General features: G+C 50.2%; 1 protein-coding gene (cut by both window edges). It reads right to left on the reverse strand.

Every position in this 18,395-nt window falls within one protein-coding gene, locus OL444_RS20345, for a non-ribosomal peptide synthase/polyketide synthase, read on the reverse strand. The gene is 58,740 nt long; 15,043 of those nucleotides lie to the left of the window and 25,302 to its right, leaving coding positions 25,303–43,697 in view (codon 8,435, complete, through codon 14,566, partial); the first complete codon in reading order (the gene reads right to left) occupies positions 18,393–18,395. Both the start codon and the stop codon lie outside the window.

The following is an 18,395-nucleotide window of genomic DNA, read 5'->3' on the forward strand; positions in this document are numbered from 1 at the left end:
GCTTCAAATGCAGGTGCATCTATACCTACCACGGTTGTCGTCCGCGCAGCTAACGTCGCAGTATATACGTCGTTGGTCAATACTACTTTCGCCTGCGTATCTGCCAGCATATACGCTTTCCTTTCATCCGGATAGCCCGGGTCCATAGGCACATAAGCGCCGCCGGATTTCAGTACGGCCAGGATGGCGACGAGCATATGTTCGGAACGGTCCAGGCACAATAGTACCCGGTCGTCCGGGCGAATGTTATAAGTAGCCTGCAGCCATGCTGCCAGGCGGTTGGCCCGCTCATTCAGTTCGCGATACGTCAGTTGCTGCGCCATAAACACCACGGCGGTACGATCCGGTGTGCGGGCTGCCTGGGCTTCAAACAATCCGGTAATGGTTTGCTCCGTCGCATAGGGCTGAGCGGTTGCATTCCAGTCGTGGATCACCTGCTGGTGCTGCATGGGCGGCAGGTATTGCAGCTGATGGTTATCAATGGTGGGCTCCTGTAATACCTGCTCCAGCAAGGTATGCATGCCATCCAGTATGGCCTGCATTTGTTCCTGTGCAAATAATTCGCCGGCGTATTTCAACTGGCACACGATACTGTGACCGTATTCAAAAGCCACGGCGGCCATCGGATAATCCAGCTTTTCCATACCACCTTTGAAAACTACCGGCAGTTCATTTTCTACCCCACTATCGGCCGGCACCGGATAGTTTTCATATACAAACAAGGTATTGAACAGGCGTTCTCCCGCCTGTTGCAGTGTAGACAAATTAATGTCACTGCGACTATTGATTTCATTAATCTGTTCCTGCAATCTTTGTATTGCCGTAATGGTTGCCCCTACGTTATGTTCTACGATCACCGGCAATGTGTTGATGAAGAGGCCCACTGATTGTTCAATATCATCTACCGGCAGGTTGCGACCGGATACGGTCATACCAGTAGCGGTGGTTTCGCTATGTCCGTATATCCTTAATTGTTTATGCCACAGGTATTGGAGCACCGCATTCACGGTAACGCCATAGGTCGCACACAGGGCTTTGAGCTGCTGATAAGCCGTTCCTGTCAGCTGCCAGGATAATTCTACCGGCTGCAGGACGTGCCGGTAATCGGATACAATAATATTCCGTTGTCCGGGCTTCAACAAGCTGCTGAGATCTTCCCGCGAAATATGGCGGCTCACAGCGGCTTTCCAGTAAGCGGTATTGTCGCCCCGATTCGCCTGCAGATATTGCTGGGCAGCTACGTAGCTATTGTCTTGCGGGTAGTGGATGATTTGTCCTTTCACCAACTGTTGGTACACCGTATGTACATGCCCCAGCAGCACCGGCATACTCCAGCCATCCAGGATCGCATGGTGATTACTGAACAGACACTGATAACGGGTATGGCTACACTTCACCAGGTATATCCGGAATAAAGCGCCGGCGGCCATGTCAAAGGAAATAGTTCTGTCGTTTTCCTGTAACTGCTGCATAAATGCGTCCTGTTCAGTGGCAGATAAAGCCGTAATATCTTCATACCGCCAATCCAGGTGCCCTGTTTTATCAACCACTTGCACCAGTTCCTCTTCCCACGCAAAACGCAGCCGTAATACCGGATACCGTTCCTGGGTAGCCTGCCATGCCTGTGCCAGCAGCGGCACTTCCAGGGCAGCGAGATATTCCAACTGTAGCTGTACGCGGTAGGCATCATCCACAGTACCCTGGTTCAGGGCGTGGTAAATAAATCCTTCCTGCAGGCTGTTGGCCAGATAAACACCAGTAATTTCCCGATCGGCCTGCAGGATATCGAGGTAATCCGGAGAGATGATCCGGTCTATATCACTGGCGGTTAAATAACTGCGCGGGGCAGCCGCCAGATGCGCAACCAGTTCTTCCAATACGGCCTGGTAACGGGCTGCCAGGGTTGTCAGTACAGCTGGCTCCAAACGACCGGCTACACTGAATTGCAGTTGTCCGTTGATCACCACACCATTAATATTGATCAGGTGCGGATCTGCATTACCCGGAGCAATGCCAATACCGCTGCCATCACTGCTGATCAACCAGCCGGTTTGCCTGTCGGGTTCTCCCTTATCAAATTGTCCGAGATAGTTAAAGCTGATGCGGGGCAGTGCTGCCGCAACATAACCAATCAGTGATCCGTACCCGATACCTTTGCCCGGTACCTGCCGCAGCATTTCCTTAACGGCAATAATGGTAGCAGTGATATCACCAGAATGGGATATCAGTTCTACCGGATACATGGTCGTAAACCAACCGGTAGTGCGGGTAATATCAATAGCCGGATGTAATTCTTCCCGGCCATGCCCTTCCAGTAAAATGTGGTGACGATTCTGACCGGTGACGGTGGTTAAGGCAATGCTCAGTGCACTCAGTAAGAGATCGTTGATCTGCGTCTGATAAACGCGGCCGCTTTCCCGTAGCAACGAACCAGTTGTTGCCTGATCCAATACAACGGACGCATAGCTCACGGTAGTAGCAGCCATAGCTTCCAATACCGCATTGCTGGCCGGGATGCCGGCTGCCACCTGCGACCACCAGGCATTTTCTGCCGGGTCGGCGGTTAATTTATAATCCGTAATAACGTTTATCCATTGACGATAGCTGGTTCCTTTGTCGCCCAGTATCAGCCCTGCATCCCGCGGTGATCCATGCATAATGATATCGTCGTACAACTGTTGCAGATTTTCCGTGATAATCCGCCAGCTGACAGTATCAATGAGCAGGTGATGTGCGGCCAGGAAAATACGGGCGCTTCCATCTGCATATCCTTCCAGATACCCTGTTTGCAACAATTTGTCGCCCAGGATATCAAAATCAGCCTGCCAGCTGGTCAGCAGCTGTTGCAATGCTTCCGGAGACGCATACTCACGTATATCCGCCACTGTGAGTTGTACCGGCGCTACTTCCCCCTGATAATGCTGGGTAAATCCGTCGGTAGTGCGGTTAAAACGAATGCGTAATCCGTCGTGATAACCTAATAACAACGTGATAGCCTGTTCCAGGATAGTCTTATTCAGTGCCGGTACCCTGATCAGGAAAGATTGGTTCCAGTGCTGATAATCCCGGAAGGTACCGGTTTCCATATGATGGAAAAACCATTCCTGGATTGGCAACAATGGCATCGTACCACTCAGCAATCCCTGTTCGGTGGTTAACCGGATGGTGTTATGTATATTTTTGGCAATGACGTGGGTATAAAGGGCGCCAATGGTTCTGTACTGGAAAATATCCTTCACACTCACCTGCATGCCTGCACGTTGTCTTAAACGGCTCACCAGCTGAATACTGACAATACTATCTCCCCCTAAGCGGAAGAAGTCATCACGGATACCCACTTTGGCTACCGGCAGGCCCAAAACATCTGCATAGATTTCACACAGCCTGGCTTCTGTTTCGTTTTGTGGTGCTTCGTAATTACTATCATCTGTAAACAGTGGATCCGGCAAAGCCTGACGATCCAGCTTCCCATTGACGGTCAACGGTAACCGGGTCAGGTGTACCAGGGCGGCAGGCACCATATAATCCGGCAGGTATTCGTGCAGATAAGCCAGTATGGTTGATGGATCCATGGCAGTTTCGGCTACATAATAGCCTGCCAGATATTTACCTCCGCCGGCGGCCTGGTCTTTCGCCAGCACAATGGCTTGCTGTACTCCCGGGAAGGAAGCCAGTCTGTTCTCTATTTCTCCCAGCTCTATACGGTGACCCCGGATCTTCACCTGGAAGTCGTTACGACCAATATATTCCAGGCTGCCATCCGGCAGGTACCGCACCAGGTCACCGGTTTTATACAACCGGCTGTTGGTACCCGTAGCTGTTTCTGCTGCCGTACGGAACGGATTGGCAATAAATCGTTCCTCCGTTAACGTAGGTCTGTTCAGGTAACCGGTAGCCACACCAGCACCGCCGATGTACAGCTCTCCGATAGCACCTGTGGGCAATGGCACCAGCTGATTGTTCAAGACGTAGGCATAGAGGTCTGGAATAACCGTACCAATGAGCGATCCCCTGTCCAGCTCCGTAGCGGTGATACGCTTATAGGTCACGTGTACCGTGGTTTCTGTAATACCGTACATATTGATCAGCTGCGGCGCCGTATCTGCGTAACAGTTATACCAGGGTTTCAGCTGGGTGAGGTTCAGGGCTTCTCCCCCGAATATAACATACCGCAACTGCTGCAACCGTACCGGTTCGTTGACAGCTACCGCTATCAGCTGGTAAAAGGCAGTCGGCGTCTGGTTCAATACCGTTACGCCTTCGTTCAGACAGAAACGATAGAACAGCGCAGCATCCCTGGTTTGTTCATAGGTAGGAATGAGTAATTTGCCACCGTAGAAAAAGGCGCCCCATATTTCCCATACACTGAAATCAAACACATAGGAATGGAATAACGTCCATACATCGGTATTTGTAAAGTGGTACCAGTCATGGGTTTCCGTAAACAAACGTACCACGTTCCGGTGGGCAATCATCACCCCTTTCGGCTTACCGGTGGTACCACTGGTATAGATCACGTATGCCAGGCTATCCGGGGTACAATCGTTATTGTTCTCAACAGCATATCCGGCCAATTTTTCCTGCCAGCCGGCATCATCGATCAGCTCCATGGTGGCAGCCGTTTCGGGTAATATACCGGCTAACGTATCCGCATACACGCTGTTGGTGAGGATCACACGGGCCTGGGTATCTGTCAGGATATAAGCCAGGCGCTCTTCCGGATAGGCCGGATCCATGGGCACGTAAGCCGCACCGGATTTCAATACGGCCAGTATGGCTACCGGCAGTTGCACCGAACGATGCAGACACAATACAATGAGGTCGCCGGACTGAATCGCGTAGGTGGCTTTCAGATAAGCGGCCAGTTGATTGGCTTGTTCATTCAGCTCCCGGTAGGTCAGTTGCTCGTTTTCATAAACAACGGCGGTATGATCCGGCGTTGCCGCTACCTGCGCTTCAAACCACTGCGTAATGGTCTGGTCTGTGTCACGGGTGCTGCGGGCAGCATTCCAATCATAAACAACTTCCTGGTACCTGGCGGCGTTGAGATAACGGAGGTCTTTCACTTTCAACCCACGTTGTTCCTCCCGTTGCAGGGAAGCGAGTTGCCGTAAAATTTCCAGGTAGGTATCTGCATATACAGCGATGGTAGCGGGTTCAAACAAACTGGTGGCATAGTTAAATGCACCGGTCAGTACTTCGCCGTTGTCTTCCATCATCAATGAGAGATCGAATTTGGCGATGCTGTAATGCCCGTTATTGTAAGGTTCAAATAAATGATCAAAGGTAAGCTGCTGCCCGTCTGTTTGCTGAATGCTGAACAATACCTGGAAGATCGGGTGACGCGAGGTATCCGGCGTTACGTTGAGCATTTCCACCAGTTTTTCAAAAGGCAGATCCTGATGTAACTGGGTATTCACCACATCAGTACCTACCTGCCGGATAAAATCAGTCAGGGGCTGGTCTGTCTGCATGGTGGCGCGCAATACCAGGGTATTGACAAAGAATCCGATCACGGAGGTAATCTCCTCATGATGACGGTTCGCCACAGGGCTACCGATCAGGATATCATCCTGATTGCTGAAACTGCGCAACAGCAGATAATAGCCACTCAGCAGCAGGCTGTACATACTTACAGACAGCTCTTTTGCCAACGCTCTTAACCCATCACTCAATGGTTGATCGAGGGTAAAGTAGACGTCTGCGCCAGCATAATTGATGCGGGCAGGTCTTGCCTTATCCAATGGCAGGTGTAACACTTCACTGGCAGCCAGTTTATCTTTCCAATAGGTCAGTTGCCGGTTTAAGACGTCGCCGGTGAGATAATGACGTTGCCATAGTGCATAGTCTTTGTACTGTACCGGCAAAGCTGGCAGCTGCAACGTTGCGTCTGCTGCATAATGCGCCAGCAGTTCCCGGATCAGGATATCGGTAGACCAGCCATCAAAAGCGATGTGGTGTAATACCACGACCAGGTAACGTGCTGCTGTTGCGCCGGCAGGATGCAGCGTCATCAGTTTTACCTGTATCGGCCACTCCGCTGACAAGTGGAAAATATGATTGGCGGCTTCGGTCAGACAAGCTTCCAATGCTGCCGAATGATAAACATCCAGCAGTTCTACCGGTAACGGCTGTACGGTATCATCCTGTACTTCCTGATAACCGATACCTGCTTCCGTGGTTTTAATCAGGCTGCGTAATATTTCATGCCGGTGCACGATGCTTTTCAATGCCAGCAGCAGCCGGTCTGTCTGGGCAGCTGGTTGCAACCGCAATACGATAGGTACGTTGTAGGCATTGCTGCCTCCTTCATAATTTTCAATGAACCATAACCGCTCCTGGGCAAAAGACAACCGCTGTTCTTCCGGATGAGATACCGGTGTTGCCACGATACCGCTGTGATCAGCTACCGCGGCAGGTATCAGTGTAGCCAGGGCCCGGATGGTTTTTGCTGTAAAAACGGCCGCCACTTTCAGGTGACTGTTTAATGCTTTGTTGATCTGGCTGACCAAGCGGATCGCCAGTATACTGTTACCTCCCAGGCGGAAGAAATCATCTTCCACACTGATCGCTGTAGCCTCCAGTCCGAGTATGGCCGCATAAATATCACACAGGCGCGCTTCGGTTGCATTGGCCGGTGCCTCATATTGTTGCGTAGTGGTGAATACCGGATCTGGCAGCGCCTTACGATCCAGCTTACCATTTGCGGTGAGCGGCATCGCCGCCAGTTGTATAAATACTGCCGGTATCATATACTCCGGCAGATGTGCCGCTAAGTAAGTCCGCAATGGCTGTTCTGCAATGGCTTCGCCGGCGGTGTAGTAGGCAGCCAGGTATTTATCGCCGGAAGGTTGTTCCTTCGCCAGCACGATGACCTGCTGCATACCAGCAAATGATAACAGGCGGCTTTCTGTTTCACCCAGCTCCACCCGGTATCCCCGGATCTTTACCTGGAAGTCGTTTCGGCCGATGTAACTCAGATTACCATCCGGTAAATATCTTACCAGGTCGCCTGTTTTATACAAACGGGCATTGGTGCCTGCCTGTTTTTCTGCGTCGGTACGGAACGGGTTATCAATAAAACGTTCCCCCGTTAACGTGGGTTGATTCAGATACCCGCGTGAAACACCCGCACCTCCGATATACAATTCTCCGATAGCCCCAACGGGTAAAGGAAACAAATAGCTATCCAGTACATAGATCTTATAGTTGTTATACGCCTTTCCAATGGAAAAATGTTCCGTGCTCCGGTCAATCTCATAAATGGTGGCACCTACTGTTGTTTCTGTAGGACCGTATTCATCGATGATCTTTTCTGAAAATTTTAAGAGGTTGGCGATATGGTTAGGTAATAATTTTTCTCCTCCGGTAATCGTTAACTTAATATTTAAATCTGCTTCTGCAAGCACCTCATTATCAATCTCCTGTTCCAGGTTACCTAACAAGGCGAGATAAGCCGGCGTAGACTTTACCATCTCAATCTGATGCTGTAACAGGTGTTGTTTATATTCATTTATCTGCATGATATCCTGTCCATACACAAAGATGGTTTTGCCAAAACACACCGGATACAAGGTGGTTGTTACCGACAAATCGAAAGACAGGTTGCTGGAAAAATCTACGTTGTTGATTGCCGCAGGAATGATCTCCTGCAGGTTAAACAGGTAGTTGACTACAGCGCTGTGTTCAATCATCACGCCTTTGGGTTTACCGGTGGTACCACTGGTATAGATCACATACGCCAGCTGTTGCGCAGCGTTGGCAGGCAACGTATAGCCAGTACCGTATTGTTCATAGATAGTAGTGGTATCTACCGCGGCGATGGCAGTAGCCGTCAGTTGCTGCAGGAGCGGTATTCTTTTTTCATCTGTCAGTACTACTTTGGTACCGGTATCCGCCAGGATGTAGGCAATTCTGTCTTCCGGATAAGCAGGATCCACGGGTACATAAGCGCCTCCTGCTTTTAATACTGCCAGTATGGCTACCAGCATATATTCCGTACGATCCAGACAAAGGGCTACCAGCTCATCGCGTTGTATATCATGTATCGTGTGCAGATAAGCAGCCAGCCGATCTGCTTTGTCGTTCAGCTGCTGATAGGTCAGCTGCCGGTTGCCGCATACCACAGCCGGATGGTCCGGGGTACGACTTACCTGTGCCGCAAACAGGCGATCAATCGTCACTTCCGTCGGATAAACTTTTTCTGTTGCGTTGCGCTGATGCACGATGGCCGTATGTTGCACCGGACTCAGATAATGCAACGCATGCACAGGTAAATGACGCTGTGCCGTATTTTTCAGCGCGGCCACCTGTTGCAGGATCACCACATAGGTATCTATCAATGCCTGGATGGTAGCCGGTTCAAAAAGACGGGTAGCATAGTTCACCAAACCTTTGATGGTCGCTTCACTGTCGTCCATCATGGTAGTTATATCAAACCTGGCGGTCTGGTAATCACCTGGCAACGGATAGGGTACAAACAACTGATCTACGGCGGCTGCCTGTTCCTTGCCAAAGTGCTGTACACTAAACATCACCTGGAAGAGCGGATGCCGCGAAGGATCCGGTGTCAGGTTCAGTTCATCTACCAGTTTTTCAAATGGCAAATCCTGGTGTAACTGTGCAGTAACCACTGCTGCTCCTACCTGTTGAATGAAGTCGGTCAACAGTTGCCGGGGTTCGATTTGTTCCCGCAATACCAATGTATTCACGAAGAAACCGATTAAACCGGCAATCTCCGGATGGTGCCGGTTGGCTACCGGACTACCTATGATAATATCTGACTGATTGCTGTAACTATGTAACAGCAGGTAATAACCACTCAGCAACAGACTATACATACTCACCTCCAGTTCTCTGGCAACCGTACGTAAATCGTCACTCAGCGACTGATCCAGGGTAAACGTGCAGTTAGCCCCGGTATAACTGATGCGGGCAGGTCTTTCCCGGTCTGTTGGCAGGTTCAGTGGTGCATGGTCCGACAGTTTTTCTGTCCAGTAGGTCACTTGTTTTGCCAGCACTTCACCCGTCAGGTAATGCCGTTGCCAAAGCGCAAAGTCTTTATATTGTATGGACAATGCCGGTAACGTGGCAGCTGTTGCACCGGTGGCATAATAATGATAGTGGTGGCCGATTTCCTGTAACAGGATATCGGTTGACCAGCCATCGAACACAATATGATGCAGTACTATACTCAGGTAGCGTGTAGGCGTATCCGTGGCTGCATGCAGGGTATACATTTTTATCTGTACCGGAATAGCTGCCGACAAGTGAAATACATGCTGTACCGCTGCCAGCATAGCCGCTTCCAGTTCTTCCTGCGTCGTCACTTCCAGCATGGCTATCTCCAAAGGCACAAGGGTATCATCCACCACCTGCTGATAACCGGTACCTGCTGCCGTTGTTTTAATGAGGCTGCGTAATACTTCATGCCGGTGTATCACGGCACGCAAGGCCTGTTCCAGATAACCGATATTGGTAGCGGGTGATAACTGTAATATCACAGGAATATTATAGGCATCACTTCCCCCTTCAAACGCTTCGATAAACCATAACCGTTCCTGCGCAAAGGATAACAGCTGTTCCTCCGGATGCGCCACAACTGTTGCACTGATAGCCACGGCTGTTGCCGTTTCCGGCACTGCGGCCGCCAACCGGCGGATGGTACGGGCGATGAAAACAGCACTGATCTGCAGCGCACTGCCCAGTTCCTGGTTAATACGACTCACCAGCCGGATCGCCAGAATACTGTTACCTCCCAGCCGGAAGAAATCATCTTCCACCCCTACCTGGGTTAAAGGCAGTTGCAGGATATCCGCATAGATGGCGCATAAGCGGCTTTCCGTATCGGTAGCCGGCGCCACATAATTGGCCGTATCCGTGAAAAGCGGATCCGGCAAGGCCTTACGATCTACCTTACCATTAACGGTGAATGGCAACGCTTCCAGGTGTATCAACACCGATGGTATCATATAGTCCGGTAAATAATCTTCCAGGTAAGCCACCAGTGTTGCGCGGTCTAACGGTGTAGCAGCTACGTAGTAACCTGCCAGGTATTTACCGCCGGTGGCCTGCTCTCTGGCCATCACCACGGCCTGTTGAATACCGGGATATGCTGCCAGCCGGTTTTCTATTTCGCCCAGCTCTATACGGTGACCGCGGATCTTCACCTGGAAGTCGTTACGGCCTACATATTCCAGGTTACCATCCGGTAAATATCTCACCAGATCTCCTGTTTTATATAAACGGCTGTTGCTGTTGACCATTTTTTCCGCAGCGCTGCGGAATGGGTTAGCGATAAAACGTTCCCCCGTGAGCGTAGGATTGTTCAGGTATCCCCTTGCCACACCGGCGCCGCCAATATACAGTTCTCCGATGGCGCCCACCGGTACCGGTATCCCCTGCGCATCCAGTACATACAACGTGGTATTCGCAACAGGACGGCCTATGATACTACTGTTGCCACTATCCCTGTAAGCATGCAGGGTAGCACACACGGTAATCTCCGTAGGTCCGTACTCGTTCATCAAGGTACCATAGAGCGATGATATCCGGAGATCGGGTAATTTTTCTCCCCCGGTAAAGATCACCTCCAGGGCTGGTTTATAAGGCAGCAATGCCGGTAATAACGCCGATGGAATAAATGATACGGCAATCCGGTGCGCAGCGATATAAGCCGTTAAAGCTTCGGGAGCCGTACGCAGCTGATTGCTGTACAGGTATAGGCAGTTACCATTGCACAGTGCCGGGAAGACTTCATATACAAAGGCATCAAACACATAATTGGAGTAACAACCTACATTGGTATGCTGATCCAGCTGATGCACCGGAATCAGTTCTGAGATCAGGTTGATGACACCGCGGTGTTCGATCATCACCCCTTTGGGCTGCCCGGTGGTACCACTGGTATAGATCACATAAGCCAGGTCCGTAGAGCGGCTGGTTGCCACCGGATTTTCAATCGGATAAGCCGCCAGTATAGCTTCAAAAGCAGGTGTATCTATGCTGACTACCTCGTTTGTCCAGGTAGCTAACGTAGCAGCATATACGTCGTTGGTTAATACGGTCCTTGCCTGTGTATCTGCCAGTATATAGGCTTTACGTTCCTCCGGATAGTCCGGATCCATGGGCACATAGGCGCCACCGGATTTCAGTACTGCCAGGATGGTGATCAGCAGCTGTTCGGAACGATCCAGGCATAACACTACCCGATCGTCGGGGCGGATATTATAAGTGGCCTGCAGCCATGCCGCCAGGCGGTTGGCCCGCTCGTTCAGTTCGTGGTAAGTCAGTTGCGTTGCTTCATATACCAGCGCTGTCTGATCCGGCGTCTGATTCACCTGGGCTTCAAACAACCGGTGAATGGTTTGGGCGGCAGCGTATGGTTTGGCTGTAGCATTCCAGTCGTGGATGACCTGCTGATATTGGCTTGCAGACAGGTACCGCATCAGATTGCTATCAATAGCAGGCGTCTGCAACAACTGCTCCAGCAAGGTAGCCATGCCATCCAGTATATCCTGTATCTGTTCCTGCGCAAATAATTCTCCTGCATACTTCAGCTGACATACAATGCTGCTACCGGATTCAAAGGCCACAGCTGCCAGCGGATAATCCAATTTTTCCGTACCACTTTTGAAAACAACCGGCAGCTCATCTTCCGCCCCACTATCGGCTGGCACCGGATAGTTTTCATATACAAACAAGGTATTGAACAACCGCTCACCCTGTTGTTGCAGCGACGACAACCGGATGTCGCTGCGGGTATTGATGTCATTAATTTGTTCCTGTAAAGCTTGTATTGCTTTGATAGCTGCACCACCTGTATGTTCCATCATCACCGGTAACGTATTGATGAATAGTCCCACTGATTGCTCAATATCATCTACCGGCAGGTTACGGCCGGATACAATCATACCAGTGGCGGTGGTTTCACTATGACCATACGCCCTTAATTGTTTATGCCACAGGTATTGTAACACCGCATTCACGGTAACGCCATAGGTCGTACAGAGGGCATTGAGTTGCAGATAGGTTTCTCCTGTTATTTGCCAGGACAATTCCAATGGTTGCAGGATATGCCGGTAATCAGACAAAACAATATGCCGCTGTCCGACTTTCAATAAACTACTGAGATCTTCCCGCGAAGTATGGCGACTCACGGCTGTTTCCCAGTAAGCGATATTATCACTACGATGTGCCTGCAGATATTGTTGGGCAGCTACGTAACTGTTATCCAGCTGATAGTTTACCGGCTGTTCTTTCAGCAACTGGCGGTAAACCAGGTGTACATGTCCCAGTAGTACCGGCATACTCCAGCCATCCAGGATCGCATGGTGATTGCTGAAAATACACTGGTAACGGGTATGGCTACATTTCACCAGGTATATCCGGAATAAGGAGCCGGCAGCCAGGTCAAAGGAAAGCGTTCTGTCGGTATCCGATAGCTGCTGTATAAAGGCATCCTGTTCAGTAGTGGATAAAGCGGTAATGTCTTCATAACGCCAGTTCAGGGTGCCCGTTTTATCGATCACCTGCACGAGTTCTTCCGCCCAGGCAAAACGTAACCGTAATATCGGATATCTCTCCTGCGCAGCGCACCAGGCCTTTATCAACAGCGGTATATCTATTGCTGTCTGGTACTCCCATTGCAATTGTACCCGGTACGCATCATCCACTGTCCCCTGATTCAAGGCATGATAAATAAATCCTTCCTGCAGGCTGTTGGCCAGCAACACACCGGTAATCTCCCGGTTAGCCTGCAGGGTATCGAGGTAAGACGGAGAGATGATCCGGGCTACATCGCTGGCAGTTAAATAACTGCGGGTAGCCCCTGCCAGGTTCGTAATCAGTTCTTCCAGTACCGCCTGATAACGGGCTGCCAGCGCCGATAATACAGCTGGTTTTAAACGGCCGGCTACACTAAATTGCAACTGTCCGTTGATCACCATCCCGGTAATATTAATGATATGCGGATCCTGGTTACCCGGCGCGGTAAATACACCACTGGCATCGCTGCTGATAAACCAACCAGCCTGTGTTTCGGATGTTCCTTTATCAAACTGTCCGAGGTAGTTAAAACTGATATGGGGCAGTGCTTCCGCTATGTAACCAATCAGCGCTCCGTACCCGATGCCCTTGCCAGGTATCTGGCGTAACATTTCCTTCACTGAAATGATAGTAGCAGCTATATCACCGGAAACGGATGTCAGTTCCACGGGATACATGGTGGTAAACCAACCTGTGGTACGGGTAATATCAATAAATGGATGTAATTCTTCCCGGCCATGGCCTTCCAGTAAAATATGGTGGCGCTGCTGACCGGTAATAGCTGTTAAGGCCATACCCAGCGCACTCAGTAAGAGGTCATTGATCTGTGTCTGATATACCCGACCGCTTTCGCGCAATAATAAACCGGTTGTTGGCCGATCCAGCATGACAGCAGCATAGCTCATCGTGGTATCAGCCATCGCCGACAGTACAGCATTACTGGCAGGGATACCCGCTGCCGCCTGCGACCACCATATTTTTTCCTCCGGCCTGGCGGTTAATTTATAATCGAGAATAACGTTTACCCATTGGCGGTAACTACTACCTTTTTCACCCAGCACCTGCTCTGCCTCCTGCAATGATCCATGCAGGGCAATATAGTCATACAGTTGCTGCAGGTGTTCGGTGATAATCCGCCAGCTGACCGTATCAATGAGCAGGTGATGTACTGCTACGAATATGCGGGCACTGTCATCGGTATATCCTTCCAGGTAGCCTATGTGCAACAATTTATCACCCAGGATATCAAAATCAGCCTGCCAGCTGGTTAACAACTGCTGTAGCGCTTCCGGAGAGGGATAATGACGTATATCCGCCACGGTGAGGATCCCTTGCGGCACTGCACCATGGTAATACTGGGTAGCTCCATCGGCAGTATGATTAAAACGGGCGCGTAATCCATCGTGGTAGCTCAACAGTAACGCAATCGCCTGCTCCAGAATGGACTTGTCCAACACCGGTACCTGGATCAGGAAGGATTGATTCCAATGCTGATAATCCCGGAAAGTGCCGGTTTCTATATGGTGGAAAAACCATTCCTGTATAGGCAGCAACGGCAAGGCCCCATGCAGCAGTCCCTGTTCCGTATTTAACGGGGTGATGTCGGCCATATTTCTGGCAATGACATGGGTATAAAGGGCGCTAATTGTTCTGTATTGAAAAATGTCCTTCACGCTTACGTGTATACCTGCACGTTGCCTTAAACGGCTTACCAGCTGGATACTTACAATACTATCTCCTCCCAGCCGGAAAAAGTCGTCCTGCACCCCAACTGTACCGGCTGCCAGCCCCAATACTTCTGCATAAATTCCGCATAACAGCGCTTCTGTTTCATTCTGTGGCGCCTGATAGGTATCTGTAGCTGTAAAATGTGGCTCCGGTAGTGCACGCCGGTCCAACTTCCCATTGACCGTCAACGGCAATGCGGAGAGATGTACCAGGGTTGCCGGCACCATGTACTCCGGCAGCGATGTCCGTAGTATTTCCAGTATAATCGTTTCATCCAGGGAGGCCGGCGACACGTAATAGCCTGCCAGGTATTTCACACCGGTTGCCACCTGTTCTTTCACCAATACAATAGCCTGTTGGATACCCTCACAGGCAGCCAACCGGCTTTCTATTTCTCCCAGCTCTATACGGTGACCGCGGATCTTTACCTGTGCATCATTACGCCCCACATATTCCAGGTTGCCATCCGGCAGGTACCGCACCAGGTCACCGGTTTTATAAATACGGCTATTGCTACCGGATGTGATGTCTGCTTCTGAACGGAAAGGATTGGCGATAAAACGTTCCCCCGTTAACGTGGTATTGTTCAGATAGCCGCGGGCTACCCCTGCGCCGCCGATATACAACTCACCGGTAGCCCCTACCGGTACCGGCTGACCATGGGCATCCAGCACATATAAAGTAGTATTAGCCAAAGGACGACCAATATTACTGCTGTTACCACTCTCCCGGTAAGGATGCAGGGTAGCACATACCGTAATCTCCGTTGGTCCGTACTCGTTAATCAGTTCAAAAGGAATATTCTCCGGCTGCAGGTCCGGCAGTTTTTCGCCGCCGGTAAACACCAGCTGTAAGGTGGTTTTCTGCTGTGCCAATGCCGGTACCAAAGCCGAAGGTATAAACGATACTACAATCTGCTGTTGCCGGATATACGCGGTCAGGTCATCCAGAGAAGTACGCAGCTGGTTGCTGTACAGGTATAGACTATTTCCGTTGCACAAAGCAGGGAATGCCTCATATACAAAAGCATCGAACACGTAGTTGGAGAAACATCCTACCCGGTTGTGAAGATCCAGCTGGTGTACCGGTATCAGTGCCGTGATCAGGTTAATGACACCGCGGTGTTCGATCATGACACCTTTAGGCTGACCGGTAGTACCGCTGGTGTAGATTACATAGGCCAGCTCTCCGGCCTGGCTCGTATGCACAGGGTTACTCACCGGGCAGACAGCCAGCGTAGCTTGAAAATCAGGGTTATCGAGGCTGATTACCGGCCTATCCGTATCGGATAACGCAGCCGCATATACGCTGTTGGTCAGTACTACCCGTGCCTGCGTATCTGTCAATATATAGTTCCGCCGATCCTCCGGATAGCCAGGGTCTATCGGTACATAGGCCGCACCAGATTTCAATACACCCAGGATCGCAATGAGTATCTGTTCGGAGCGATCCAGGTGAAGCGCAATCAGATCATCCCGTTGTACCGCATAATTTGTCTGTAGCCAGGCAGCCAGCTGATTGGCTTTTTCGTTCAGTTCCCGGTAAGTCAGTGCTGTAGCTTCATATACCAGGGCTATATGATCCGGTGTTTGAACTACCTGCGCTTCAAACAACCGGTGAATGGTTTGTTCAGTTGCAAAGGGTACAGCGGTAGCATTCCGGTCATATACTACTTCCTGGTAGCTGGCATCGCTGAGATAACAGAGATCTTTCACTTTCAGATCGCGTTGCTGCTCCTGATGCAGAGAGGCGAGTTGCCGTAATATTTCCACGTAGGTATTTACATAAACAGCAATAGTCGCAGGCTCAAACAAACTGGTGGCATAATTAAAGACGCCCTTCAGTACTTCACCGTTGTCGTCCATCATCAACGAGAGATCGAATTTGGCGATGCTGTAATCCCCGTTATGATAAGGTTCAAACAAGTGATCAAATGCAATCGGCTCAGCAGCTGTTTGCTGTATGCTGAACAACACCTGGAAGATCGGATGACGTGAAGTATCAGGTGTTACCTCCAGCATCTCTATCAGTCTTTCAAAAGGCAGGTCCTGATGTAACTGTGCATTCACAACGTCTGCCCCTACCTGACGGATAAAATCTGTCAGAGGTTGGTCCGTCTGCATAGTAGCCCGTAATACCAGCGTATTTACAAAGAATCCTATCACCGAGGTGATCTCTTCATGATGACGATTTGCCACAGGACTACCAACGAGGATATCATCCTGGCTACTGAAACTGCGTAACAGCAGGTAATAACCACTCAGCAACAGGCTGTACATACTTACGGATAATTCTTTGGCCAACACCCGCAGTTCGTTACTGATTGCTTTATCCAGCGTAAAGTGCAGGTCTGCGCCGGCATAACTGATATACGCAGGTCTGTTCTTATCCAAGGGCAGGTGCAGTACTTCACTGGCAGCCAGCTTATCTTTCCAATAATTCAACTGCCGGTTTAAAACATCACCGGTGAGATACTGACGTTGCCACAGTGCGTAGTCTTTGTACTGTACCGGTAAGGCAGGCAGCTGCAGTATGTTATCTGCAGCATAGTACGCCAGTAGCTCTCTGATCAGGATATTGGTGGACCACCCATCAAAAGCAATATGATGCAATACTGCCACCAGGTAGCGTTCTGTCGCGCCATCGGTGTGCAGCGTAATCAGTTTTACCTGTATCGGGAATGTTTCCGACAAGCGAAAAACATGCTTGGCGGCTGCTATCAGACAATCTTCCAGTGCCAAATGAGTATAAACATCCAGCAGTTCTACCGGTAACGGCTGTACGGTATCATCCTGTACTTCCTGATAACCGATCCCCTCTGCTGTGGTTTTAATCAGACTGCGTAATACTTCATGCCGGTGCACAATACTTCTCAGGGCCAGCAGCAGCCGATCGGCCTGTGTATCCGGCTGGAGCCGCAATACTAACGGTACATTATAGGCATTACTACCACCTTCGTAGTTTTCAATAAACCACAAACGTTCCTGAGCAAAAGACAACCGCTGTTCTTCCGGATGCAATACCGGTGTTGCCACGATACCGCTATGATCTGCCATGGTAACAGGTATCAGTTTCGTCAGCGCCCGGATGGTTTTTGCAGTGAAAACAGCCGCTACTTTCAGGTGGCTATCCAGTACTTTATTGACTTGACTAATCAGCCGGATCGCCAGGATACTGTTACCTCCCAACCGGAAGAAATCATCTTCCACACTGATCTGTGCAGCCTCCAGTCCGAGTATGGCCGCATAAATCTCACACAGGCGCGCTTCGGTTTCATTGGCCGGCGCCACATACTGTTGTGTAGCCGTAAATACCGGGTCCGGCAGCGCCTTACGATCCAGCTTACCATTTGCGGTGAGTGGCATCACTGTTAACGGTACAAATACAGCCGGTATCATATACTCCGGCACATGTGCAGCTAAATAAGTCCTCAATGCCTGTTCCGCCATCACTGTTGCTGCCGTATAGTAAGCAACCAGGTATTTATCGCCGGAAGCCTGCTCCTTCGCCAGTACAATGACCTGCTGCATACCTGTAAATGACAACAGGCGGCTTTCTGTTTCTCCCAGCTCCACCCGGTATCCCCGGATCTTCACCTGGAAATCGTTTCGGCCGATGTAACTCAGGTTACCATCCGGTAAATATCTGACCAGATCGCCTGTTTTATATAGACGTGCATTGGCACCTGCCTGTTTTTCTGCGTCGGTGCGGAACGGATTATCAATAAATCGTTCCCCCGTTAACGTGGGTTGGTTCAGATACCCGCGCGAAACACCCGCACCTCCGATATACAATTCTCCGATAGCCCCAATGGGTAAAGGAGACAAATGGCTATCCAGTACATAGATCTTGTAGTTGTTATACGCCTTTCCAATAGAAAAATGTTCCGTGTTCCGGTCTATCTCATAAATGGTGGCGCCTACCGTTGTTTCCGTAGGACCATATTCATCGATGATCTTATCTGAAAAATTTAACAGGTTGGCGATGTGGTGAGGTAGTAATTTTTCTCCGCCGGTAATCGTTATCTTAATATTCAAACCGGCTTCTTCAAACAACTCATTTTCAGGATCCTGTTCCAGATTACTTAACAGGGCGAGATAAGCCGGGGTAGACTTCACCAG

Source organism: Chitinophaga nivalis (assembly GCF_025989125.1).
In the GTDB taxonomy this organism is placed as follows: domain Bacteria; phylum Bacteroidota; class Bacteroidia; order Chitinophagales; family Chitinophagaceae; genus Chitinophaga; species Chitinophaga nivalis.